An 18,155-nucleotide genomic window follows, 5' to 3' on the forward strand; every position below is an offset into this window, starting at 1 on the left:
CCGTCACACCGGCAAGGTGACGGTCGCGCGCAAGCCGCCGAGCGGCGAGCCCTCGAGCGTCACCTCGCCGCCATGCGAGCGCATGATGTCGCGCGCGATGGCCAGGCCGAGACCTGAATGGCTCTCGTCCTGATTGCGAGATTCGTCGAGCCGGTAGAAGGGCCGAAAGGCGTCTTCTCGTCGCTCGACCGGAATGCCCGGGCCGTCGTCGTCTATGTGGATGGTCAGCATATGGCCGTCATTGACGGCTGTGAGCGATATGTTTTTCGCATAGCGCTGGGCGTTGCCGACGAGATTGGCGAGGCAGCGGCGGAAGGCGGCCGGGCGCACGGCGACCTGCCTGCGGCCGGCAAAGCTCGTCTCGGCCCCAAGGCCGCGCCGCTGGGTGTCGGTTTTCAGCTCGTCCAGAATGGCGGTCACATCGGTCTCCGCCGTCGCCTCGCCGCCGTCGCCGCGCGCGAAGGCGAGATAGGCCTCCACCATGCGCTCCATCTCGTCGACGTCCTTCTTCATCTCGGCCGTCTCCGCCGTCTCGCCGATGAGGGCGAGCGACAGCTTGAAGCGCGTGATGATGGTGCGCAGATCATGCGACACGCCGTTGAGCATGGTCGTGCGCTGCTCCATGGCGCGCTCGACGCGGCGTTTCATCTCCAAAAAGGCGGCGCCGGCCTGCCGCACCTCGCGCGCGCCGCGCGGGCTGAAGGCGACCTCGCGGCCCTTGCCGAACTCCTCCGCCGCGCGGGCGAGGCGCAGGATCGGGCGGATCTGATTGCGCAGGAATGAGGTGGCGATGGCGATGATGACCAGAGACGCGATCACCGTCCAGATGAAGAAGATTTCCGAGTTCGACGCATAGGCCTGGGTGCGATGCGCGAGCAGACGCATCACCGAATCGTCGAGCGCGACTCTTATTTCCACAATGTTGGAGCGCCCCACCGTGTCGATCCAGAAGGGGCGCTGCAGGCGCAGCGACAATTCCCGCGACAGCGTATGGTCGAGCAGCGAGAAAAAGGGCTTGGCGGCGGGCGGCGGCAGCGGCTCCTTGGGCAGGAAATGAACGTCTATGCTCAAATCCTCGCCGGCGATGCGCTGGATGATGTCGCGATGCTCTCCTTGCGGAAAGGCGTCGTAGAAATCGATCAGCGCCGCCACATCGCGCGCCACGGCGGCGGAGAGGCGCGACGTCACCGCCTGCCAATGCCGCTCCATGAAGAAATAGGCGACCGCCGATTGCAGCAGCACGATCGGTAGAATCACGATCAGCAGCGAGCGGGCGTAGAGGCCTTTGGGCATGCGCTCGTGCAGCCAGCCGGCGAAGCGCCGCCAGAGCTGGCGCGGGGCGTCGAGCGCGGCGGGGAGGGCTGATGTCATTGCGCTTTTCCGTATTCCTCGTCCGATCCGATGACGGCGTCCGCCCACAGCCTGTAACCGCGGCCGCGGATTGTCTGCAAAAGGCGCGGGCCTTGCGCGTCGCTCTCGAGCTTGCGGCGCAGCCGCGCCACCTCGACATCGACGCTGCGTTCGCCCGCGCTCTCGACTTTGCCATTGACGAGGCGCTGCGCCAACCTCTGCCGTGACACGATCTCGCCCGCATTCGTCGCCAGCACGCGCAGAATCTCCTCTTCGCGAGTCGTCAAATGGACGATTCGATCATGCTCGCGCAATCGGCCCTTTTCGAGATCGAAGCCGAACGCGCCGAAGCGCACGCTCGCCGCCGCCGGGGCAGGGCGGGCGGCGCGGCCGGCGCGGCGCAGAATGCTGGCGATGCGCAGCGACAGTTCGCGCGGCTCGAAGGGCTTGGCGAGATAGTCGTCGACCCCCGCTTCCAACCCGGCCACGCGATCGGCCGTCTCGCCGCGGGCGGTCAGCATGAGAATGGGGGAGGAGCGCAGCGGCTCCGCCTCGCTGCGCAATTTGCGCGCGAATTCCGGCCCGCTCTCGCCGGGCATCATCACATCGAGGACGATGAGATCGAAGGTCATGTCCGCGAGCCGCGCGCGCGCCTGGACGGCGTCGGCGGCGGCGCTGACCAGATAGCCCTCGGCGGCGAGATAGCGTGACAGCAGCGAGCGTATGCGCCTGTCGTCGTCGACGACGAGAATATGCGGGCCGGGCTCGGTCGCCGTCAGCGGCGCCGGCGCGCTCATGCGGCGTCGTCTTCGGTGAGCGGCCGCCGCCGCCGGCGCGGCGGCAGATGCGCGCGCACTTTCTCCCGATCGGAGACGTTGACCATCGCCAGCAGAAAATCCGCGGTCGTCTCGCGCGCCTCCGGCGGCAGCTCGCCGAAGACGCGGCGAAAACGTTCCGATTGCAGCGTCGCCAGCTCCTGGGCGAGACGCGCGCCTTTGGCGGTCGGGAAGAGGAGGCGCTGGCGGCGGTCGGTCGCGCCCTCGCGCGCCTCGACGAAGCCGGCGTCGAGCAATTGCTTGAGCACACGGTTGAGGCTCTGCTTGGTGATTTTCAAAATATCGAGCAGAGCGGCGATGGCGAGGCCGGGGCGGCGATAGACGAAATGCAGCACGCGATGATGGGCGCGGCCGAACTCGTAATTCTCGAGCAGCCGGTCGGCGTCGCCGACGAAATCGCGATAGGCGAAGAAGAACAGCTCGATGAGATCGAGCATGGGCTCGCTCTCGGGCGCGGGCTCGCGTCCGAGGTGGGTCTGCGTCGAGGCCGGGCGCAATGGCTTGCGTTCGATGGATGCTTTCACGTCGGGAACCGCTATATGTCGGTGGAAGCGAAAACCCTCGGGCAGGGCGAACGAGCGAAAGACGGAAGCGCTGGTATGAGAGGCGTTTCCACCTCCCCCTCGAGGGGGGAGGTCGAGCGCCGAAGGCGCTCGAGAGGGGGTGACGTCCCGAGTCTCGGGGGCACCCCACCCCGTCCTGCTACGCAGGCCGACCCTCCCCCTGAAGGGGAGGGTGAAACGCCCTCCGGCGTTCATTCGATCATCCTGAACTTATACGTCAGCTATATTGACATATTTCTGACCGATGGCTAGTGGTTTGGGGAAGGCCGGCTCGAGACCGGCCGCCGCATGGGACGGCTCCCTTCTTTTTCGCCCTTGACCTCATCGGAGTGTCGGATGTCGGTTTTGCCTTTCGACCAGCGCGACGGCTACATCTGGTTCAATGGCGCGCTCATCCCTTGGCGCGACGCCAAGCTCCATGTTCTTTCGCATGGGCTGCATTACGGCTCCAGCGTGTTCGAGGGCGAGCGCGCCTATGGCGGCGTGATCTTCAAATCGACCGAGCATTCCGAGCGCTTCAAGCGTTCCGCGCAAATCCTCGATTTCGAGATTCCCTATAGCGTCGCCGAGCTCGACGCCGCCAAGGCCGCGGTGGTGAAGGCCAATGGCTTCGACAGCTGCTATGTGCGGCCGGTGGCCTGGCGCGGCAGCGAGATGATGGCCGTCGCCGCGCAGAATTCGACGATCAATGTCGCGATCGCCGTGTGGGACTGGCCGAGCATGTTCGACGTGGGCGCCAAGATGAAGGGCATTCGCCTCGACGTCGCCGATTATCGCCGGCCCGATCCGCAGACCGCGCCCTCGCTGGCCAAGGCGGCGGGCCTCTACATGATTTGCACCATCTCCAAGCATCGCGCCGAGCGCCGCGGCTACGCCGACGCTCTGATGCTCGACTGGCAGGGCCGCGTCGCCGAATGCACCGGCGCCAATATCTTCTTCGTGAAGGACGGCGTGCTGCACACCCCCATCGCCGATTGCTTTCTGGACGGCATCACCCGCCGCACGGTCATCGATCTCGCTCGCCGCCGCGGGATAGAGGTGATCGAGCGCCGCATCATGCCGGACGAACTGCCGAGCTTCAGCGAATGCTTCATCTGCGGCACGGGCGCGGAGGTCACGCCGGTCGCCGAGGCCGGCCCCTATCGCTTCACGCCGGGCGCCATTTCGCGCACGCTGATCGAAGACTATACGCGCGAAGTGAATCCGAAGGCGGCCGCCGCCTAAAGACGAATTGCTTCGTGTCCTTCGCGTCTTCGTGGTAAAAAAATCCCTCGAAGGCGCGACTGACGCGACGGGCCGAGGGGTTGGCGAGGCATGGGAAAGGTCACGGGGTTTCTGGAAGTCGACCGGCAGGACCGCAAATACAAGCCGGCCGCCGACCGCATCCGCCATTATGACGAGTTCGTCATACCCCTCTCGGAGGAGGCGACGCGCAATCAGGCGGCGCGCTGCATGGATTGCGGCATTCCGTTCTGCCACAATGGCTGCCCGGTCAATAATCAGATCCCGGACTGGAACGATCTCGTCTACAACGGCGACTGGCGCCGCGCCCTGGCCAATCTCCACTCCACCAATAATTTCCCGGAATTCACCGGCCGCGTCTGCCCCGCGCCCTGCGAGGCCTCTTGCACGTTGAATCTCGTCGATCAGCCGGTCACGATCAAGACGATCGAATGCGCGATCGTCGACCGCGGCTTCGAGGCGGGCTGGGTTCTGCCCGAGCCGCCGAAGAAAAAGACCGGCAAGCGCATCGCCGTCGTCGGCGCCGGCCCGGCCGGTCTCGCGGCCGCGCAGCAGCTGGCGCGCGTCGGCCATGACGTGCATGTCTATGAGAAATTTGCCAAGGCCGGCGGCCTGCTGCGCTATGGCATTCCCGACTTCAAAATGGAGAAGCATCTCATCGACCGCCGCGTGGCGCAGCTCGAAGCGGAAGGGGTGGCTTTCCATTACAATGTGCATGTCGGCGTCGATCTCGAGGCGGAAAAGCTCGTCGGAGAGCATGACGCCGTGATCCTGTCCGGCGGCGCCGAGCAGCCGCGCGATCTTCCCATTCCGGGTCGCGATCTGCGCGGCGTGCATTTCGCGATGGATTTCCTGCCGCAGCAGAACCGCCGCGTCTCCGGCGAGCCGCTCGTCACCAATGAGCCGATCCTCGCCTCCGGCAAGCATGTCGTCGTCATCGGCGGCGGCGACACGGGCTCGGACTGCATCGGCACATCGGTGCGGCAGGGCGCGCTTTCGGTGACGCAGCTCGAGATCATGCCGCGCCCGCCGGAGAAGGAGGCCAAGCTCGTCACCTGGCCGGACTGGCCGCTGAAGCTGCGCACCTCCTCCTCCCATGACGAGGGCTCGACGCGCGAGTTCGCGGTGATGACGCGGGAGTTTCTGGGCGCTGACGGCGCCGTCACGGGCCTGCGCTGCGAGCGCGTCGACGGTAAGCTGGCCGCCGTTCCGGGCAGCGAGTTCACGCTGAAGGCCGATCTCGTGCTGCTGGCCATGGGTTTCGTCTCGCCGGTCCGCGAGGGCCTGCTGGAGAAGCTCGCGGTCACGCTGGACCCGCGCGGCAATGTAGCCGCCGACGTCAAATCCTACCGATCGTCACGCGAGAAAGTCTTCGCGTGCGGAGACATGCGGCGCGGGCAGTCGCTCGTCGTATGGGCGATCCGCGAGGGCCGGCAATGCGCCGCCTCGGTGGACGCGTTTCTGATGGGCGAAACAAATCTACCGAGGTGAGGAAAATGCCCACGGCCCTGTGGTACTGTGAGAATATCGGAAATTCCGCGCTGCCCTATCTGCTGCTCGCCATGCCGATGGGCGGAGCCTATCTCTACGGGCAGAAGAAAACGCGCATCGCCTGGATATTGATCGGCGTCTGGGCCGTCGCGCAGATCGTCATGTCGGGCCTGACCAACGCCAATTGCGTCGGCTGACCTTCGATCCGAATAGAGAGCCGAGAGCGTGATCCGATGGGATCGGATCACGCTTCGGATCGGACGAGCGCGGGGTTTTCGTCAGAGCGGGGATCGCGTCAGAGAACGTGGACCTGCGTGCCGACCTTCACGCGGCTATAGAGGTCGGTGACGTCGCCGTTCAGCATACGTATGCAGCCGGAAGAGACGCCATGGCCGATCGTCCAGGGCTCGTTGGAGCCATGGATGCGGAACATCGTGTCGCGGCCGCCCGAATAGAGATACATGGCGCGCGCGCCGAGCGGGTTGTTGGCTCCGCCGCTCATATGGCGCGGCAGATCGGGGCGGCGGTGCAGCATGGCGGAGGGCGGCGTCCAGGCCGGCCAAGCCTCCTTGCGGCCGATATGGGTGTGGCCGCGCCAGGTGAAGCCCGGTCGGCCGACGCCGACGCCATAGCGGATCGCCTGACCATCGTTCATCGACAGATAGAGATAGCGGTTTTGGGTATCGACGGTGATCGTTCCCGGCCGCTGGCGGGTCGGATCGGCGACGACCGAGCGGGTCGACGAAGCTTCGCCGGCGAGCTGGCCGTCGGAATAGGACGGAGCGTTCGCGGCGGAACGTCCGCTGAACAGGAAGGCGAACGGGTTTTCGAAAGCCTGCGCGGCCGGCGCGGCGCAGCCGAACGCCAGAGCGAGCGCGACGGAAAGAGACGGACGACGAAAATTCATGATGGCTACTCCCTTCGAGGCCCTCGGGCCCTTCGAGCGGGAGGAAAATGCCGCGTGAGGCGCGCCGGTTCCGACGCTGGCGCGCTGTCGTCGCGCTTCATTCGAGACGAATTGAACGCGCAATTGACGGCTTTTGCGCGTTTTGAGGGATTTCGCGCCTCAGCGCGTCTCGGCGGCGGACGGCGGGGCCGCTACCGGGGCCGGCGTCGACGCCTGCGTGGCGGTCGGCGCGAGATTTGGCGCACCCTTCGGCCGAGACGCGCCCTTGGGCCAAGAGAAGTCATCGGCGCGGCCGGGCTGGCTCGGCTGTTCGCCGCCCTCTACGTAAATATGGTCGACCAGCGCCCGCGCCGCCGTCGCGCGGGCCTCTTCTCCATTGGCGGCGGGCGATTTTCCGCGCCGGGCCAGCTCGCCGTCGGCGGCGATGGCGCTGGCCGTCAGCGATTGCAGCGGGCCGATCGCCGGACGATCGGGCAAAATGGGCGCGGCCGCCGGAACAGGGCCGCTCGGCGCGATGATCTGGATCGGCGGGGCGACGGCCGCCGCGGCCTCCGCGGGCGCGGTTTCCTCGGCGGATGGCTGCATGGACGGCTGGACGGGAGGCGCAGCGGCGGCGTCGGCCGGCGCCGCGTCGGGCGCCGGATGGCGCGCGTCGAACAGCCGCTTGATCTCGCCCTCGACGAAATGAGCGAGCTTTCGCGCGCCGACATCCGTGAAATGGACGCCGTCCGCCGATCTCAGCTTGACGATGCGTCCATTTATGTCCGGGCCGAAGGCCTGATATTGGTTGCGCTCATCGGCGAAGGCCTCCCAAATATCGATGAAAGGCGCGCTCTCCTGCGCCGCCGCGCGACGATAAATATCGTTGAGCTTGGCCATATCGGCGGCGAAATGCTCATTCTTGGTGACGGGCAGGCCGACCCAGACGAGCGGAATCTTCTTCTCCCGAAAAGCGGCCCTGACGCTCTCCACGCGCTGGGCGTAGCGCTCGCGCCAGCGCGGCGACAGCGCCTCCATCGTCTCCGAGCCCTCGTGAATGGCCTGGCGATCGTTCGAGCCGATCATGATGACGGCCATGTCGATCTTGTCGCCGCCGGCCAGCAGCTCGCGCGCGGCTTTCGGCCAATCGAAAAAATCCTCGCGCACGAGGCCGGTGCTGTCCTTGGCCCTGTGCAAAATGCGAATGTCGGCGCGGTCCGAATAGGCCTCCTCCAAGCCGTCGGCCAGCATCTGCCCCAGGCTGTCGCCGATCACCGCCACATGGAAGGGCGGCGGAGCGTCGGGGTCCTCGGGCTTTTGGGTCTTCTCCTTTTTGGCGGCCTTGCTCTGGCCGCGCCAATAGGCCGGCGCGCTATATTCGCGATGCGGCACCAGGCGGCGCATTCGTCCGGTCTCATGTGCGGGCGGGCGCGCCTGCGGAGCGTGCGGCCTCCCGCCGAACAGCCCTTGAAAAAAATCCGCGACAGGGTCCTGCGCGCGGGCGCTCTCGACGCCGCCGAGGAGCAGCGCGACGAGAAGGACCGCGAGGAGGCCGAGAGAATGGGACAGGCTGCGCATTTCGCCAATATAGCGCGGCCCCGGCGGCAAAGCGATCCGGCGTCCCGCTGAGGCGCGCGCCATCGGCGGCCGCGCTCGCGCTGTCACCGCAGATGCGCGGGCGCCTGCGGATTATGCGCCGGATCGGTGTCGTGTTTGGAAAGCTTCTCGACCAGGCCGCCGCCGACCAGCGGCGCGAGATCGGCCTCGAGCGCGTCCGCGGCGGCTTTCGGATAGACCTCCTCGCCTTCGACATAAAGGGAGAAGGATTTGACATGCTTGGCCTTCTTGACCGGATCCGCGATCGTCGCCTTGGTCCATTTATAGAGCGGAAAATGTTCGACGCCCTGTTTCTCCGCCTCGGCGACATAATGGGCGAAAGCGTCGAATTGATTGCTCAGCGCCGCATGATGCTTGGCCAAGATCGCCGCGATCGGCGCGAGCGCGGCGTTCTGCGGATCGGTGCGGGCGAGCTCGGCGTAGTCGTCGCTGATGTTCAGCCGGATCTGATAGCGCAGCTCTTCGCTCATCTTCATGCTCCTCTGGTCGGCGAGACGGGACGCCGCGCCCCGGTCTGCGTCCTGGCGCGTCGCGGGGACGATCGGCGCGCTCCGCGCGGGCTCGGCGAGCCCGAGCAGCGCAAAGCCGGCAAGGAGCGTGCGAATAGCGCTCGGCATATGAGCTTCCCTATGACGTCGCCCTGTCGCGTCGATGCGATATCCTAGTGAATAAGTAGATTGCGTCAACGCCCTCCGTTTCGCCGCGCGGAGGCTTGACGCGGCGCCTCGCGCTCCGGCATCAATCCGCTTCCGGGATTTTGCGGAGCGGCGCATGTTCAAGCAATCGATCTTCGTCGGCGCGGTCCTGGCGCTGCTGTCGCTTTTCGCGCCGATCGGCGTCATGGCGGAGCCGGAGCGTGAGCGGAGCGCGGCGATCGATCCGGCGGAGGCGCGCGGCGCCGGCTCCTTCGACTTCTATGTGCTGACGCTCTCCTGGTCTCCGGCTTTTTGCGCGAGCGGCGGCGGCCGCGAATATCGTTCGCAATGCGAGCCCGGCCTCGGCAAAGGCTTTGTCACGCATGGCTTGTGGCCGCAATATGAGCACGGATTCCCCAGCGATTGCGACGGCGCCGCGACGCCCTCGCGCATGGCGCTCGACCATGCCGCAGGGGTCTATCCCGACGAGGGGCTGGCGCGGCACGAGTGGCGCAAGCATGGCCGCTGCTCGGGCAAGAGCCCGAGCGATTATTTCCTCGATGTGCGCCGCGCGACGCAGAGCGTGACGATCCCGGCGCCATTCGAGCGGCCGCGGGAGGCGCAGAGTTTCGCGCCGCTCGATATTCAGCGCGCTTTCATCGCCGCCAATCCGCGGCTGCGGCCGGGGATGCTCGCCGTCACTTGCCGCAAGGGCGCGCTGCAGGATGTGCGCATCTGCCTCTCGCGCGATCTGCGCGAGTTCCGCCCCTGTCCCGAGATCGTGCGAAGCGCGTGCCGCGCGGGCGAAATCTCCGTGCCGGCACCGCTGTAGACGATGAATTATCGCCATGGGTTCCACGCCGGCAATTTCGCCGATGTGTTCAAACATGCGCTGCTGGCGCGGCTTTTCCTCTATCTCACGCGCAAGGAGACGCCGTTTCGCGTCATCGACACACATGCGGGGGAGGGCGCCTATGACCTTTCCGCCGATGCAGCCGAGCGCACCGGCGAATGGCGCGGCGGCGTTGCGCGGCTCGCCGATCTCTCCGGCGCCGATGCGCGATCGCGCGAATTGCTCGCGCCCTATCTCGATGTCGTGGGGCCGCTCGGCGCCGATGGACGGCCGGCGCTCTATCCCGGCTCGCCGCTGATCGCGACGCATTTCCTGCGTGCGCAGGATCGCGCCGTCTTCTGCGAATTGCTGCCCGACGCATATGACGCGTTGCAGACGCGCTTCGCGCGCGACAAGCGCGTCAAGACCATTCATCTCGACGGCTATGTCGGCCTCTCGGCTTTCGTGCCGCCGAAGGAGCGGCGCGGGCTCGTGCTCGTCGATCCGCCTTTCGAGCAGCGCGACGAGACCGAGCGTATGCTGAAGGCATTGTTCGAGGCGCATCGCAAATGGCCGACGGGCATTTATGCGCTGTGGCGGCCGATCAAGGACGCGGCGGAGTCTCGCTCGTTGATCGGCGCCTTGCGCGAGAGCGGCGTGAAGAAGATCTTGCGTCTCGATCTTTCGGTGGGCGGCGCCGATCTGGATACGAAATTGCGGAGCACAGGGCTCATCGTCGTCAATCCGCCCTTCACCTTCGAGGAGGAGGCGAGGGCGATTTGCGCCTTTCTCGAAAAGCGGCTGGCGCAGGGGGCGGGCGCGAAATGCGAGATCGAATGGGTGAGTGGCGAGTGAGATTCGAATCTCGCGCGCCGTCCCTGTCGTGAGGAAATCCGTGATCGCGCTGTGCATGTCCGAAATGCGGCCGAGCCATGCTGTCAAGCTCGTGCTAAAATCATGCGTCGATGTGATCGAGCTGCTCGGCCCGTCGATTTTCGACCAGACGCCCGGAGGCGCGCATGAGGTTTTTCGTCGCATTTTTGTGTAACATCGCCGCCATGACGTTCGCGGGATCGTGTTTCGCTTTTTCGCCGACCTATTTCACATGGCCGGATCACAGCGGATACAATCTCGATCAGATCTTGCGGATCGAAAGAGCGCCGACGCCGGAATTCGGCGGGTTCTTCTGGTCCCACCAATTCTACGTCGGCGACAAGAGCGATCATGACACGATGTATATGGGCCTGCAGCAACAGCAGGACGGCAGACGAAACGTGATCATGTCGATATTCTACAAGCCGACGACGGTCGTCGACGCGAAAAGCGTCAAATGCCCTCTGCCGGCAGATCGCTACATTTCGTGTCAGGCGTCGCAGAAGGCCGGCGACCAAGCTCCCGGCGCGCAGATCGTCGCGACCTATCCCTGGGTCGAGGGTCGCGATTATCGGCTGCGCGTCTGGAATGTCGACGGAAGCTGGTGGAACTTCTACGTCATGGACATGACGACGAAGGAGGAGACCCTTTTCGGCTCGATCGACAGCCAGGACTTCCCGAAAGGACGTCTCAATCCGACGAATTCGAGCGTCCAGTGGGAGGAAGTGTTCGGCGGCCAGCAGAGCCGCGGCAATTGCGCCTATTCGCCGCAAAAAGTCGTGTGGACGAGCCCCACGATGGACAATCTCGGCGTGCTTCCGAAGACATATGGCTACGACGGGACGCAAGCGCCTTTCAAGATCTTTCCCGAATCCGGGAACAGGCATTACGAGACGCTCACCTGCCCGCTCGGCGGCGTTCCGATGGGCAATTACGGGGCGAGCGCCTGCTATTATCTCGGCGACGCCGGAAAATCCTGCTCTGAGGTCTGCACCTCGGCGCGAACCCTGCCGACGACGACATGCAGCGCGGCGGTCCCCTACACGCTCGGTGGAATCGCCTCCGATCGCGTGACATCGCCCTATCTCGGCACGCCCGGGCAGGGAGGGGATGTCGGAAGATGCGACAGCGTGCTGGCGGCGCTCCAGCTGCCGAAAGCGGAGGCCGGCACGCGCATAAATCCCCAGGAGGGGCTCGGTTGCCACCGCTATGCCCCCAAGAGCTGGTGGCTCTTGAAGCCCGACACGACGGCCGCCTCGTCGGCGCCCGGCGCGCAGCGCATTTGCGGCTGCGGTCCCTGAGCCGGACGAGAGGGGAGAGCGAGGCGCGGCTCCGCGCGACGACGCGAGAGGCGGATCAAATCTCCGGCGCAGCGCCTCGCGCGGCGCCGGTCGTCATTGCGCCTATGCCTTCAACATGGGCTTCACGCGGCTGCCGCCCCTGACCGCCGCGACGAGCGCCAATGTCAGCGCCATGCCGTCCTCCCTCGTGTCTCAGCCTTCTGGAACCTCGCGCACGGCGCCGCGCGCGGCGCTGGTGGTCATGGCCGCATAGGCGCGCAGCGCCTTCGAGACTTTGCGCGCGCGTTTCGCCGGCTTCCAGGCGTCCTTGCCGCGCGCTTCTTCCGCCGCGCGGCGCTTCGCCAGCTCGTCATCGGAAACGGCGAGGCGGATGGAGCGCGCCGGAATGTCGATCTCTATCGAATCGCCCTCGCGTACCAGGCCGATGAGCCCGCCCTCGGCCGCCTCCGGCGAGACATGGCCGATGGAGAGGCCCGATGTGCCGCCCGAAAAACGCCCGTCGGTGATGAGCGCACAGGCTTTGCCGAGGCCTTTCGATTTCAGATAGCTCGTCGGATAGAGCATCTCCTGCATTCCGGGGCCGCCGCGCGGGCCTTCATAGCGGATCACCACCACATCGCCGGCGACGATCTTTCCGTTCAAGATCGCATCGACCGCGGCGTCCTGGCTCTCGAAGACGCGCGCCGGGCCGGCGAATTTCAGAATGGAATCGTCGACGCCCGCCGTCTTCACGATGCAGCCGTCGAGCGCCAGATTGCCGGTGAGAACCGCGAGACCGCCATCCTTGGAGAAAGCGTGGTCCGCGTCGCGCACGGCGCCCTTCTCGCGGTCGAGATCGAGCGCGTCGAAGCGGCGGCTCTGGCTGAAGGCCACTTGCGTCGGCACGCCGCCCGGCGCGGCGCGGAAGAAAGTCGCGACGCTCTCGCTATTGGAGACGCGCACGTCCCAGCGCGACAGCGCCTCGCCGAGCGTGGCGGAATGGACGGTGGGGAGCTCCGTATGCAGCAGGCCGGCGCGCGCGAGCTCGCCGAGAATGGCGTAGATGCCGCCGGCGCGATGCACATCCTCGAGGTGAATGTCCGGCACGCTGGGCGCGACCTTGCACAGAACCGGCACGCGCCGCGACAGGCGATCGATATCGGCCATCGTAAAGGGAACTTCCGCCTCATAGGCGGCGGCGAGAATATGCAGCACCGTATTGGTGGAGCCGCCCATGGCGATGTCGAGCGTCATCGCGTTCTCGAAAGCCTCGAATTTCGCGATGGAGCGCGGCAGCACGCTGGCGTCATCCTGTTCGTACCAGCGGCGGGCGAGATCGACGATGAGATGGCCGGCCTCGACGAAGAGGCGCTCGCGATCGGCGTGCGTCGCCAGCACAGTGCCATTGCCGGGCAGGGCGAGGCCGAGCGCCTCGGCGAGGCAGTTCATCGAATTGGCGGTGAACATGCCGGAGCAGGAGCCGCAGGTGGGGCAAGCGGAACGCTCGATGACCGCGACGTCGGCGTCGCTGACCTTGTCGTCGCCGGCGGCGACCATGGCGTCGACGAGATCGAGGGCGTGAGTCTCGCCATGCAGCGTGACCTTGCCGGCCTCCATCGGCCCGCCGGAAACGAAGATGGTGGGAATGTTCAGCCGCAGCGCGGCCATCAACATGCCTGGGGTGATCTTGTCGCAATTGGAGATGCAGACGAGAGCGTCGGCGCAATGGGCGTTGCACATATATTCGACGCTATCGGCGATGATCTCGCGCGAGGGCAGGGAATAGAGCATTCCGTCATGGCCCATGGCGATGCCGTCATCGACGGCGATCGTGTCGAACTCCTTGGCGACGCCGCCGGCCTTCTCGATCTCGCGCGCGACGAGCTGGCCCAGATCTTTCAGATGCACATGGCCGGGCACGAATTGGGTGAAGGAATTGGCGACGGCGATGATCGGCTTGCCGAAATCATCGTCCTTCATGCCCGTGGCGCGCCACAGGCCGCGCGCGCCCGCCATATTGCGTCCATGGGTGGTGGTGCGGGAGCGGAACGGCGGCATTGGGCGGCTCTCTTCTTCTTGCAAAACGCGTGTTCCCGGATGCACTATCCCAACGAGCAAGGCCCCGCAACCAGTCGACGCCCGTCGAGCTCCGGCGTCGGGAGGCGGGCGGCTCGGCCCGCGCCCGTCATGCGGGGCGCGGCGCGAAGCGCGCCGTCCAGCAGTTTTATTTCGAACGATATAGGCGAATACGCTCAGGTCTCCTGAAAAATCGGCTCCCGCTCGAGGATTGCGTTAGCGGAAAATTAAGGTATATTACTTGCGTGTATTTTCGGGGTCGATGCGTATGTGGTTGGATTACAGCGACTCGCGGGAGATCGCGTGGTCCCATAGGCCAACGCTGAAGTCGAAGCGTATTTCTCTGTATAATTTCGCCGCTGGATTTGCGGCCTTCGATATGATCGCTCTCCTCTTCGCCGGTTTCCTATGCGCCGATCTTTTCAGCTCGCCGCGATTTTCGGGCCAGCCGCCGCATGACGGGCAAATCTGGGCGATTTTCTTCGCCGCGGTTCTGCAATTCGGTCTCGCGCATATTTTCGAGCTGTATCGGACGCCCACCATATTGGACCGCCGCCATGTGCTGAGGCGCGCGGCTCTTTCCTTTCTGTCCACCTTCGCCATGATGATCTGCGTCGCCGCGGCGACCAAGTCGGCGGAGAGCTATTCTCGCCTCTGGTTCTTTTCCTGGGCCATGGCCAGCGCATCGCTCGCCATCGTCGCGCGCGCTCTGGTCCTGAAGCGCATTCGGCGGGCGCTCTCGGAGAGCGCCTTCGTCCATCGCGCCTTGTCGGTCGGCGTGTTCTGCGCGCCGCTGCATCCGCGAGAGATCGAGGGCGAGACCCGCAACGAGGAGGTCGTCGTCGGCTACGCCAAATATAACGATCTCGCCGAGCTCGCGGATTTGTCGGATCGCATCGTCCAGGACGAGATCGATCACGTCTATCTCGCGGCGCCATGGGACAAGATCCCGCTCGTTCTCCGCAATCTCGATCTGCTGCGACATTTGTCGACCCGCGTGTTCGTTCTGCCGGCCGATCGGCGCGTTCTCGCGGATATGTGCGGCGTCGCGAAATTCGGCGACCGCATCTCCTTTTGCGGCATGGAGGAGCCGATCCACGGCTGGAGCTTGTGGTTCAAGCGGCTCGAAGACATTGCTATCGCCAGTTGCGCCCTCGTCGCGCTCGCGCCCTTGATGGCCGCGACAGCCCTCGCGATCAAGCTCGACTCTCCGGGCCCTGTCTTTTTTCGTCAAAAGCGCGTCGGATTCAATGGCCGCATTTTCCAACTGTGGAAGTTCCGTTCCATGTTCGTGGAGCAGACAGACCCGCACGCCGCCGTTCAGACGAGCCGCGACGATCCGCGGGTCACGCGCGTCGGTCGTCTGATTCGCCGCTCGAGCATCGACGAATTGCCGCAGCTATTGAATGTGATCGTGGGGGATATGTCGATCGTCGGCCCGCGGCCTCATGCGTTGTCGACCAAGACAGACGGGCGCAATCTCGAGGAGCTCGTCGACTATTATGCGGTGCGCCACAGGGTGAAGCCGGGCATGACCGGCTGGGCGCAAGTCGAGGGATTTCGTGGCGAGCTGGACACGCTCGACAAGCTTCGCAACCGGGTGGATTGCGACCTCTATTATATCGACAATTGGACGCTGATGCTGGACATCGGCATCATATTTCGAACGCTGAAGATGGTGCTCCACGATTCTCGCGCCTATTGACGCGGCAATCATCGTTCGAGAGGCGGGGGAGGGCGCGTTTCGGCGAGGAGCCGCGATTCGCCCGCTTCGTCGCCGTCAATACTCCCGGATCGCATCCTTGATGATCACGACGCCGACGGCCTTGTCGGCGTCCATGCCGCTCGACAATCGATGCGGGCCGAGATGGTCCTTGCTGTCGGGATATCGATTGAGCATCACCAGTTCGATCAGCGGCGAGCCGCAATCATAGAGACTGTCGTCCTCGCCATGGACCATGACGCGCGCCGCTGGCGGCAGCTTCTGCAAGGCTTCGATCAACTCGCCGACCGTCTTCGGGCGTTCTCTGGTGAATGTCGGTTCGTCGGGCAATGTGATCTCCTCTGGAGCGTTTTCCGCCGGCGCCTCTGGCGTCGGACGGCTCATGCAAGAAACGGAGCGACGCTCTCCGACGCGCTCCGGGCGGCGAAAAAAGCCGCCCCTCGCGGGGCGGCGCAGAAGAGTCGGGAGGAGGGTGGAATTGACCGCCCGCCGAGAATGGCCCGAGCCCTTCGGGGAAGATGTGCGCGAACGCACAGGGCCGATAGCCTCTTTCGCCGGCGCAGCTGCCGCTATTTTCGGCGGCGTCTGTCTGCGCACGGTCGAGGCGGCGCCGAGCCTCATTGCGGCGCCGCTTATTGAAGCCGCGGCGCGTGGCGATATTTGACAGCTCGGCCATTCACCGAGGCACAGCCGAGCGTCACGAATGACGGCATTGTTTTCGCTCGATCGACTCTTGACGAGACATATCGCTGCGGGTTCGCTGACGCTCGTCGGGCCGGACGCCGGCGTGCGCCGTTTCGGGCGCGGCGCGCCGGAGGTGACGATCGAGATAAAGGATCGCAATCTCGCGCAAAAGCTGATGCTGGCGCCCGATATCGCGCTGGGCGAAGCCTATATGGACGGCTCTTTCACCGTCGCCAGCGGCGACGTCTATGATTTTTTCGATCTGTGCTTCGCCAATTTCGGCCGCGGCTATGGCCATTGGCTGTGGCGCGCCGGCGCCATGGCGCGGCGCCTGCAAAAGCGCCTCGGGCGCAGCAATTCGCTGAGCGCGGCGCCGGATGAAATCCGCTCGCATTACGATCTCTCGGACGAGCTCTATTCGCTGTTTCTCGATTCCGAGCGTCAATATTCCTGCGCCTATTATCTCACGCAGGAGGATACGCTCGAGCGGGCGCAGGAGCAAAAGCTCGCGCATATCGCCGCCAAGCTGATGCTGCGGCGCGGACAGCGCGTGCTCGACATCGGATGCGGCTGGGGCGGCCTCGCGCTCTATCTCGCGCGCGTCGCCGATGTCGAGGTGACGGGCCTCACCTTGTCGCAGGCGCAATGCGACCATGCGCGACGGCGCGCGCGGGAGACGGGGCTCGACAATCGCGTTCGCTTCGTCCTGCGCGATTATCGCGAGGAGACGGCCTGCTATGATCGTATCATATCGGTCGGCATGTTCGAGCATGTGGGATACGGCCGCTATTGCGAATTTTTCGGCAAGTTGCGCGATCTTCTGGTTGACGACGGCGTCGCCTTGATGGACACGACCGGCAGCGCCGCGGGGCCCGGCGCCGGCAGCCCATGGATCGAAAAATATATCTTCCCCGGCGGCCATGTGCCCGCTCTCTCGGAGATCGCGTCGGCGATCGAGCGCGCCGGGCTCTTTGCGACCGACATTGAAATTCTCCGTCTCCACTATGCCGAGACGTTGAGAATGTGGCGGCGGCGATTCAAGAACAATTGGTCGCGCGTCGCCGAAATATACGACGATCGCTTCTGCCGAATGTGGGATTTCTATCTCGCGAGCTGCGAAGCGGGATTTCGACATTCCGGCCTCGTCGACTTCCACATTCAGCTGGCCAAGCGCATCGACGCGGCGCCGCTCACGCGCGACTATATGTATCGCTCGATCTGACATTCGAAGGAGACGATCGCATGGCGTCCGGCGACGAGACCAATGGAGTTCGCGAAGCTGTCGGCGTGTTCGACGCGGCCGATGCGCTGCAAGAGGCGGTCGACGAATTGCAGACCTCCGGCTTCGATCGCGCCGACATCAGCCTGATGGCCGGCGAGTTGACGGTGCAGCAAAAGCTCGGTCACGCATATGAGAAAGCCGAGGATGTCGCAGACGACCCCGATGTTCCGCGCGGCGCCTATATCTCGCCCGAGTCGATCGGCGAGGCGCAAGGCGCGCTGGTCGGCGGCCTCGGCTATATAGGCGCGATCGGCGCGGCGGGGCTGATCTTCGCGAGCGGCGGAACCATGGCGGCCGCGCTCGCGGCGGCGGCCATCGCCGGCGGCGGCGGCGGTCTGGTCGGCGCGCTCTTCGCCAGGCTGATCGGCGAGAATCACGCGCAATATCTGCAAGAGCAGCTGGATCGCGGCGGCATATTGCTATGGGTGCGCACGCGCGACGCGGCGCATGAGAAAAGCGCCGTCGACATTCTCAACAAGCACTCTGGCCGCGACGTCCATGTGCATGGCGTGCCGGATGCGCCTTTGTGAGCGGCTTGGGGCATTCAAATTCTCGGCGGCGAATGTGAAGATTCGCCGCCGATTCGTATGATGCCGGGTAGTAGGTGGAAAAGCGCTAGCATTACAGTTGCGTATTTTAACGGTTTCTGACTCACTGAGCCACCATGATTCGTCTCGGGGGTCATGGGATGGCGGGAGCTTCGATCGAGACGACGCTGGAGTTGTGGGCGTCGTCGCTGCGTGATGTGAAACGTCGGATGCATCCGTTGTTCACGCAAGACCGCG

Annotated in this window: 17 protein-coding genes; 9 read left to right on the forward strand and 8 right to left on the reverse strand. The window is 65.0% G+C overall.

What is annotated here, in order from left to right:
* Positions 1-3: 3 nt before the first annotated feature.
* From FMZ75_RS11435 to FMZ75_RS11445, 3 genes are read right to left on the reverse strand one after another with little or no spacing between them, the layout of a single operon-like run.
* Positions 4-1,371 (reverse strand): ATP-binding protein, encoded by a 1,368-nt coding sequence (locus FMZ75_RS11435; protein WP_166142875.1) that lies wholly within the window; start codon positions 1,369-1,371, stop codon positions 4-6.
* Positions 1,368-2,147 (reverse strand): response regulator, encoded by a 780-nt coding sequence (locus FMZ75_RS11440; protein WP_166142877.1) that lies wholly within the window; start codon positions 2,145-2,147, stop codon positions 1,368-1,370. The genes FMZ75_RS11435 and FMZ75_RS11440 overlap by 4 nt, the downstream gene beginning before the upstream one ends.
* Positions 2,144-2,710, reverse strand: coding sequence for a MarR family transcriptional regulator (locus FMZ75_RS11445; protein WP_166142879.1), 567 nt, complete (start codon positions 2,708-2,710; stop codon positions 2,144-2,146). The genes FMZ75_RS11440 and FMZ75_RS11445 overlap by 4 nt, the downstream gene beginning before the upstream one ends.
* Before the next feature lie 375 nt (positions 2,711-3,085).
* On the opposite strand from FMZ75_RS11445, the gene FMZ75_RS11450 reads away from it, so the two are divergent.
* From FMZ75_RS11450 to FMZ75_RS11460, 3 genes are all read left to right on the forward strand, one after another.
* Positions 3,086-3,973, forward strand: a complete 888-nt coding sequence (locus FMZ75_RS11450) for a branched-chain amino acid aminotransferase (protein WP_166142881.1) — start codon at positions 3,086-3,088, stop codon at positions 3,971-3,973.
* Between the two features lie 90 nt (positions 3,974-4,063).
* Positions 4,064-5,482, forward strand: coding sequence for a glutamate synthase subunit beta (locus FMZ75_RS11455; protein ID WP_166142883.1), 1,419 nt, complete (start codon positions 4,064-4,066; stop codon positions 5,480-5,482).
* A 5-nt stretch (positions 5,483-5,487) separates the two neighbouring features.
* On the forward strand, positions 5,488-5,679 hold the full coding sequence (locus FMZ75_RS11460) for a hypothetical protein (RefSeq protein WP_108916486.1): 192 nt from the start codon (positions 5,488-5,490) through the stop codon (positions 5,677-5,679).
* A 98-nt stretch (positions 5,680-5,777) separates the two neighbouring features.
* Here the strand turns inward: FMZ75_RS11460 and FMZ75_RS11465 are convergent, their stop codons facing one another.
* The 3 genes from FMZ75_RS11465 to FMZ75_RS11475 all read right to left on the reverse strand — a co-directional run bounded on the left by FMZ75_RS11465 (position 5,778) and on the right by FMZ75_RS11475 (position 8,602).
* Positions 5,778-6,389 (reverse strand): L,D-transpeptidase, encoded by a 612-nt coding sequence (locus tag FMZ75_RS11465; RefSeq protein ID WP_166142885.1) that lies wholly within the window; start codon positions 6,387-6,389, stop codon positions 5,778-5,780.
* Between the two features lie 159 nt (positions 6,390-6,548).
* The gene (locus FMZ75_RS11470) at positions 6,549-8,009 is read right to left on the reverse strand and encodes an SGNH family hydrolase (protein ID WP_246728904.1); all 1,461 of its coding nucleotides are present in this window, start codon (positions 8,007-8,009) and stop codon (positions 6,549-6,551) included.
* A gap of 20 nt (positions 8,010-8,029) precedes the next feature.
* Complete coding sequence (locus FMZ75_RS11475; protein WP_370464704.1) at positions 8,030-8,602, reverse strand: hypothetical protein; 573 nt, start codon at positions 8,600-8,602, stop codon at positions 8,030-8,032.
* Positions 8,603-8,756: 154 nt separating this feature from the next.
* Here FMZ75_RS11475 and FMZ75_RS11480 point away from each other — a divergent pair, with 154 nt between their 5' ends.
* The 3 genes from FMZ75_RS11480 to FMZ75_RS11490 all read left to right on the forward strand — a co-directional run bounded on the left by FMZ75_RS11480 (position 8,757) and on the right by FMZ75_RS11490 (position 11,626).
* Complete coding sequence (locus FMZ75_RS11480; protein ID WP_142861342.1) at positions 8,757-9,452, forward strand: ribonuclease T2; 696 nt, start codon at positions 8,757-8,759, stop codon at positions 9,450-9,452.
* 3 nt (positions 9,453-9,455) lie between these two features.
* Positions 9,456-10,307, forward strand: a complete 852-nt coding sequence (locus FMZ75_RS11485) for a 23S rRNA (adenine(2030)-N(6))-methyltransferase RlmJ (RefSeq protein WP_166142887.1) — start codon at positions 9,456-9,458, stop codon at positions 10,305-10,307.
* 164 nt (positions 10,308-10,471) lie between these two features.
* A complete protein-coding gene (locus FMZ75_RS11490) occupies positions 10,472-11,626 on the forward strand; it encodes a hypothetical protein (RefSeq protein WP_166142889.1) in 1,155 nt (384 codons plus the stop codon).
* Positions 11,627-11,818: 192 nt separating this feature from the next.
* Here FMZ75_RS11490 and ilvD read toward each other — a convergent pair whose 3' ends face one another.
* Complete coding sequence (gene ilvD / locus FMZ75_RS11495; RefSeq protein WP_166142891.1) at positions 11,819-13,663, reverse strand: dihydroxy-acid dehydratase; 1,845 nt, start codon at positions 13,661-13,663, stop codon at positions 11,819-11,821.
* A gap of 397 nt (positions 13,664-14,060) precedes the next feature.
* Between ilvD and FMZ75_RS11500 the strand changes: the two genes are divergently transcribed.
* A complete protein-coding gene (locus tag FMZ75_RS11500) occupies positions 14,061-15,386 on the forward strand; it encodes an exopolysaccharide biosynthesis polyprenyl glycosylphosphotransferase (RefSeq protein WP_246728906.1) in 1,326 nt (441 codons plus the stop codon).
* Positions 15,387-15,461: 75 nt separating this feature from the next.
* Here FMZ75_RS11500 and FMZ75_RS11505 read toward each other — a convergent pair whose 3' ends face one another.
* Positions 15,462-15,734, reverse strand: coding sequence for a hypothetical protein (locus tag FMZ75_RS11505; RefSeq protein ID WP_108916560.1), 273 nt, complete (start codon positions 15,732-15,734; stop codon positions 15,462-15,464).
* A 403-nt stretch (positions 15,735-16,137) separates the two neighbouring features.
* Between FMZ75_RS11505 and FMZ75_RS11510 the strand changes: the two genes are divergently transcribed.
* Positions 16,138-17,310, forward strand: a complete 1,173-nt coding sequence (locus FMZ75_RS11510; protein ID WP_246728908.1) for a cyclopropane-fatty-acyl-phospholipid synthase family protein — start codon at positions 16,138-16,140, stop codon at positions 17,308-17,310.
* Positions 17,311-17,330: 20 nt separating this feature from the next.
* Positions 17,331-17,900 (forward strand): hypothetical protein, encoded by a 570-nt coding sequence (locus tag FMZ75_RS11515; RefSeq protein ID WP_166142897.1) that lies wholly within the window; start codon positions 17,331-17,333, stop codon positions 17,898-17,900.
* Positions 17,901-18,155 lie beyond the last annotated feature (255 nt).

Source organism: Methylosinus sp. RM1 (assembly GCF_011378635.1).
Classification (GTDB): Bacteria; Pseudomonadota; Alphaproteobacteria; order Rhizobiales; family Beijerinckiaceae; genus Methylosinus; species Methylosinus sporium.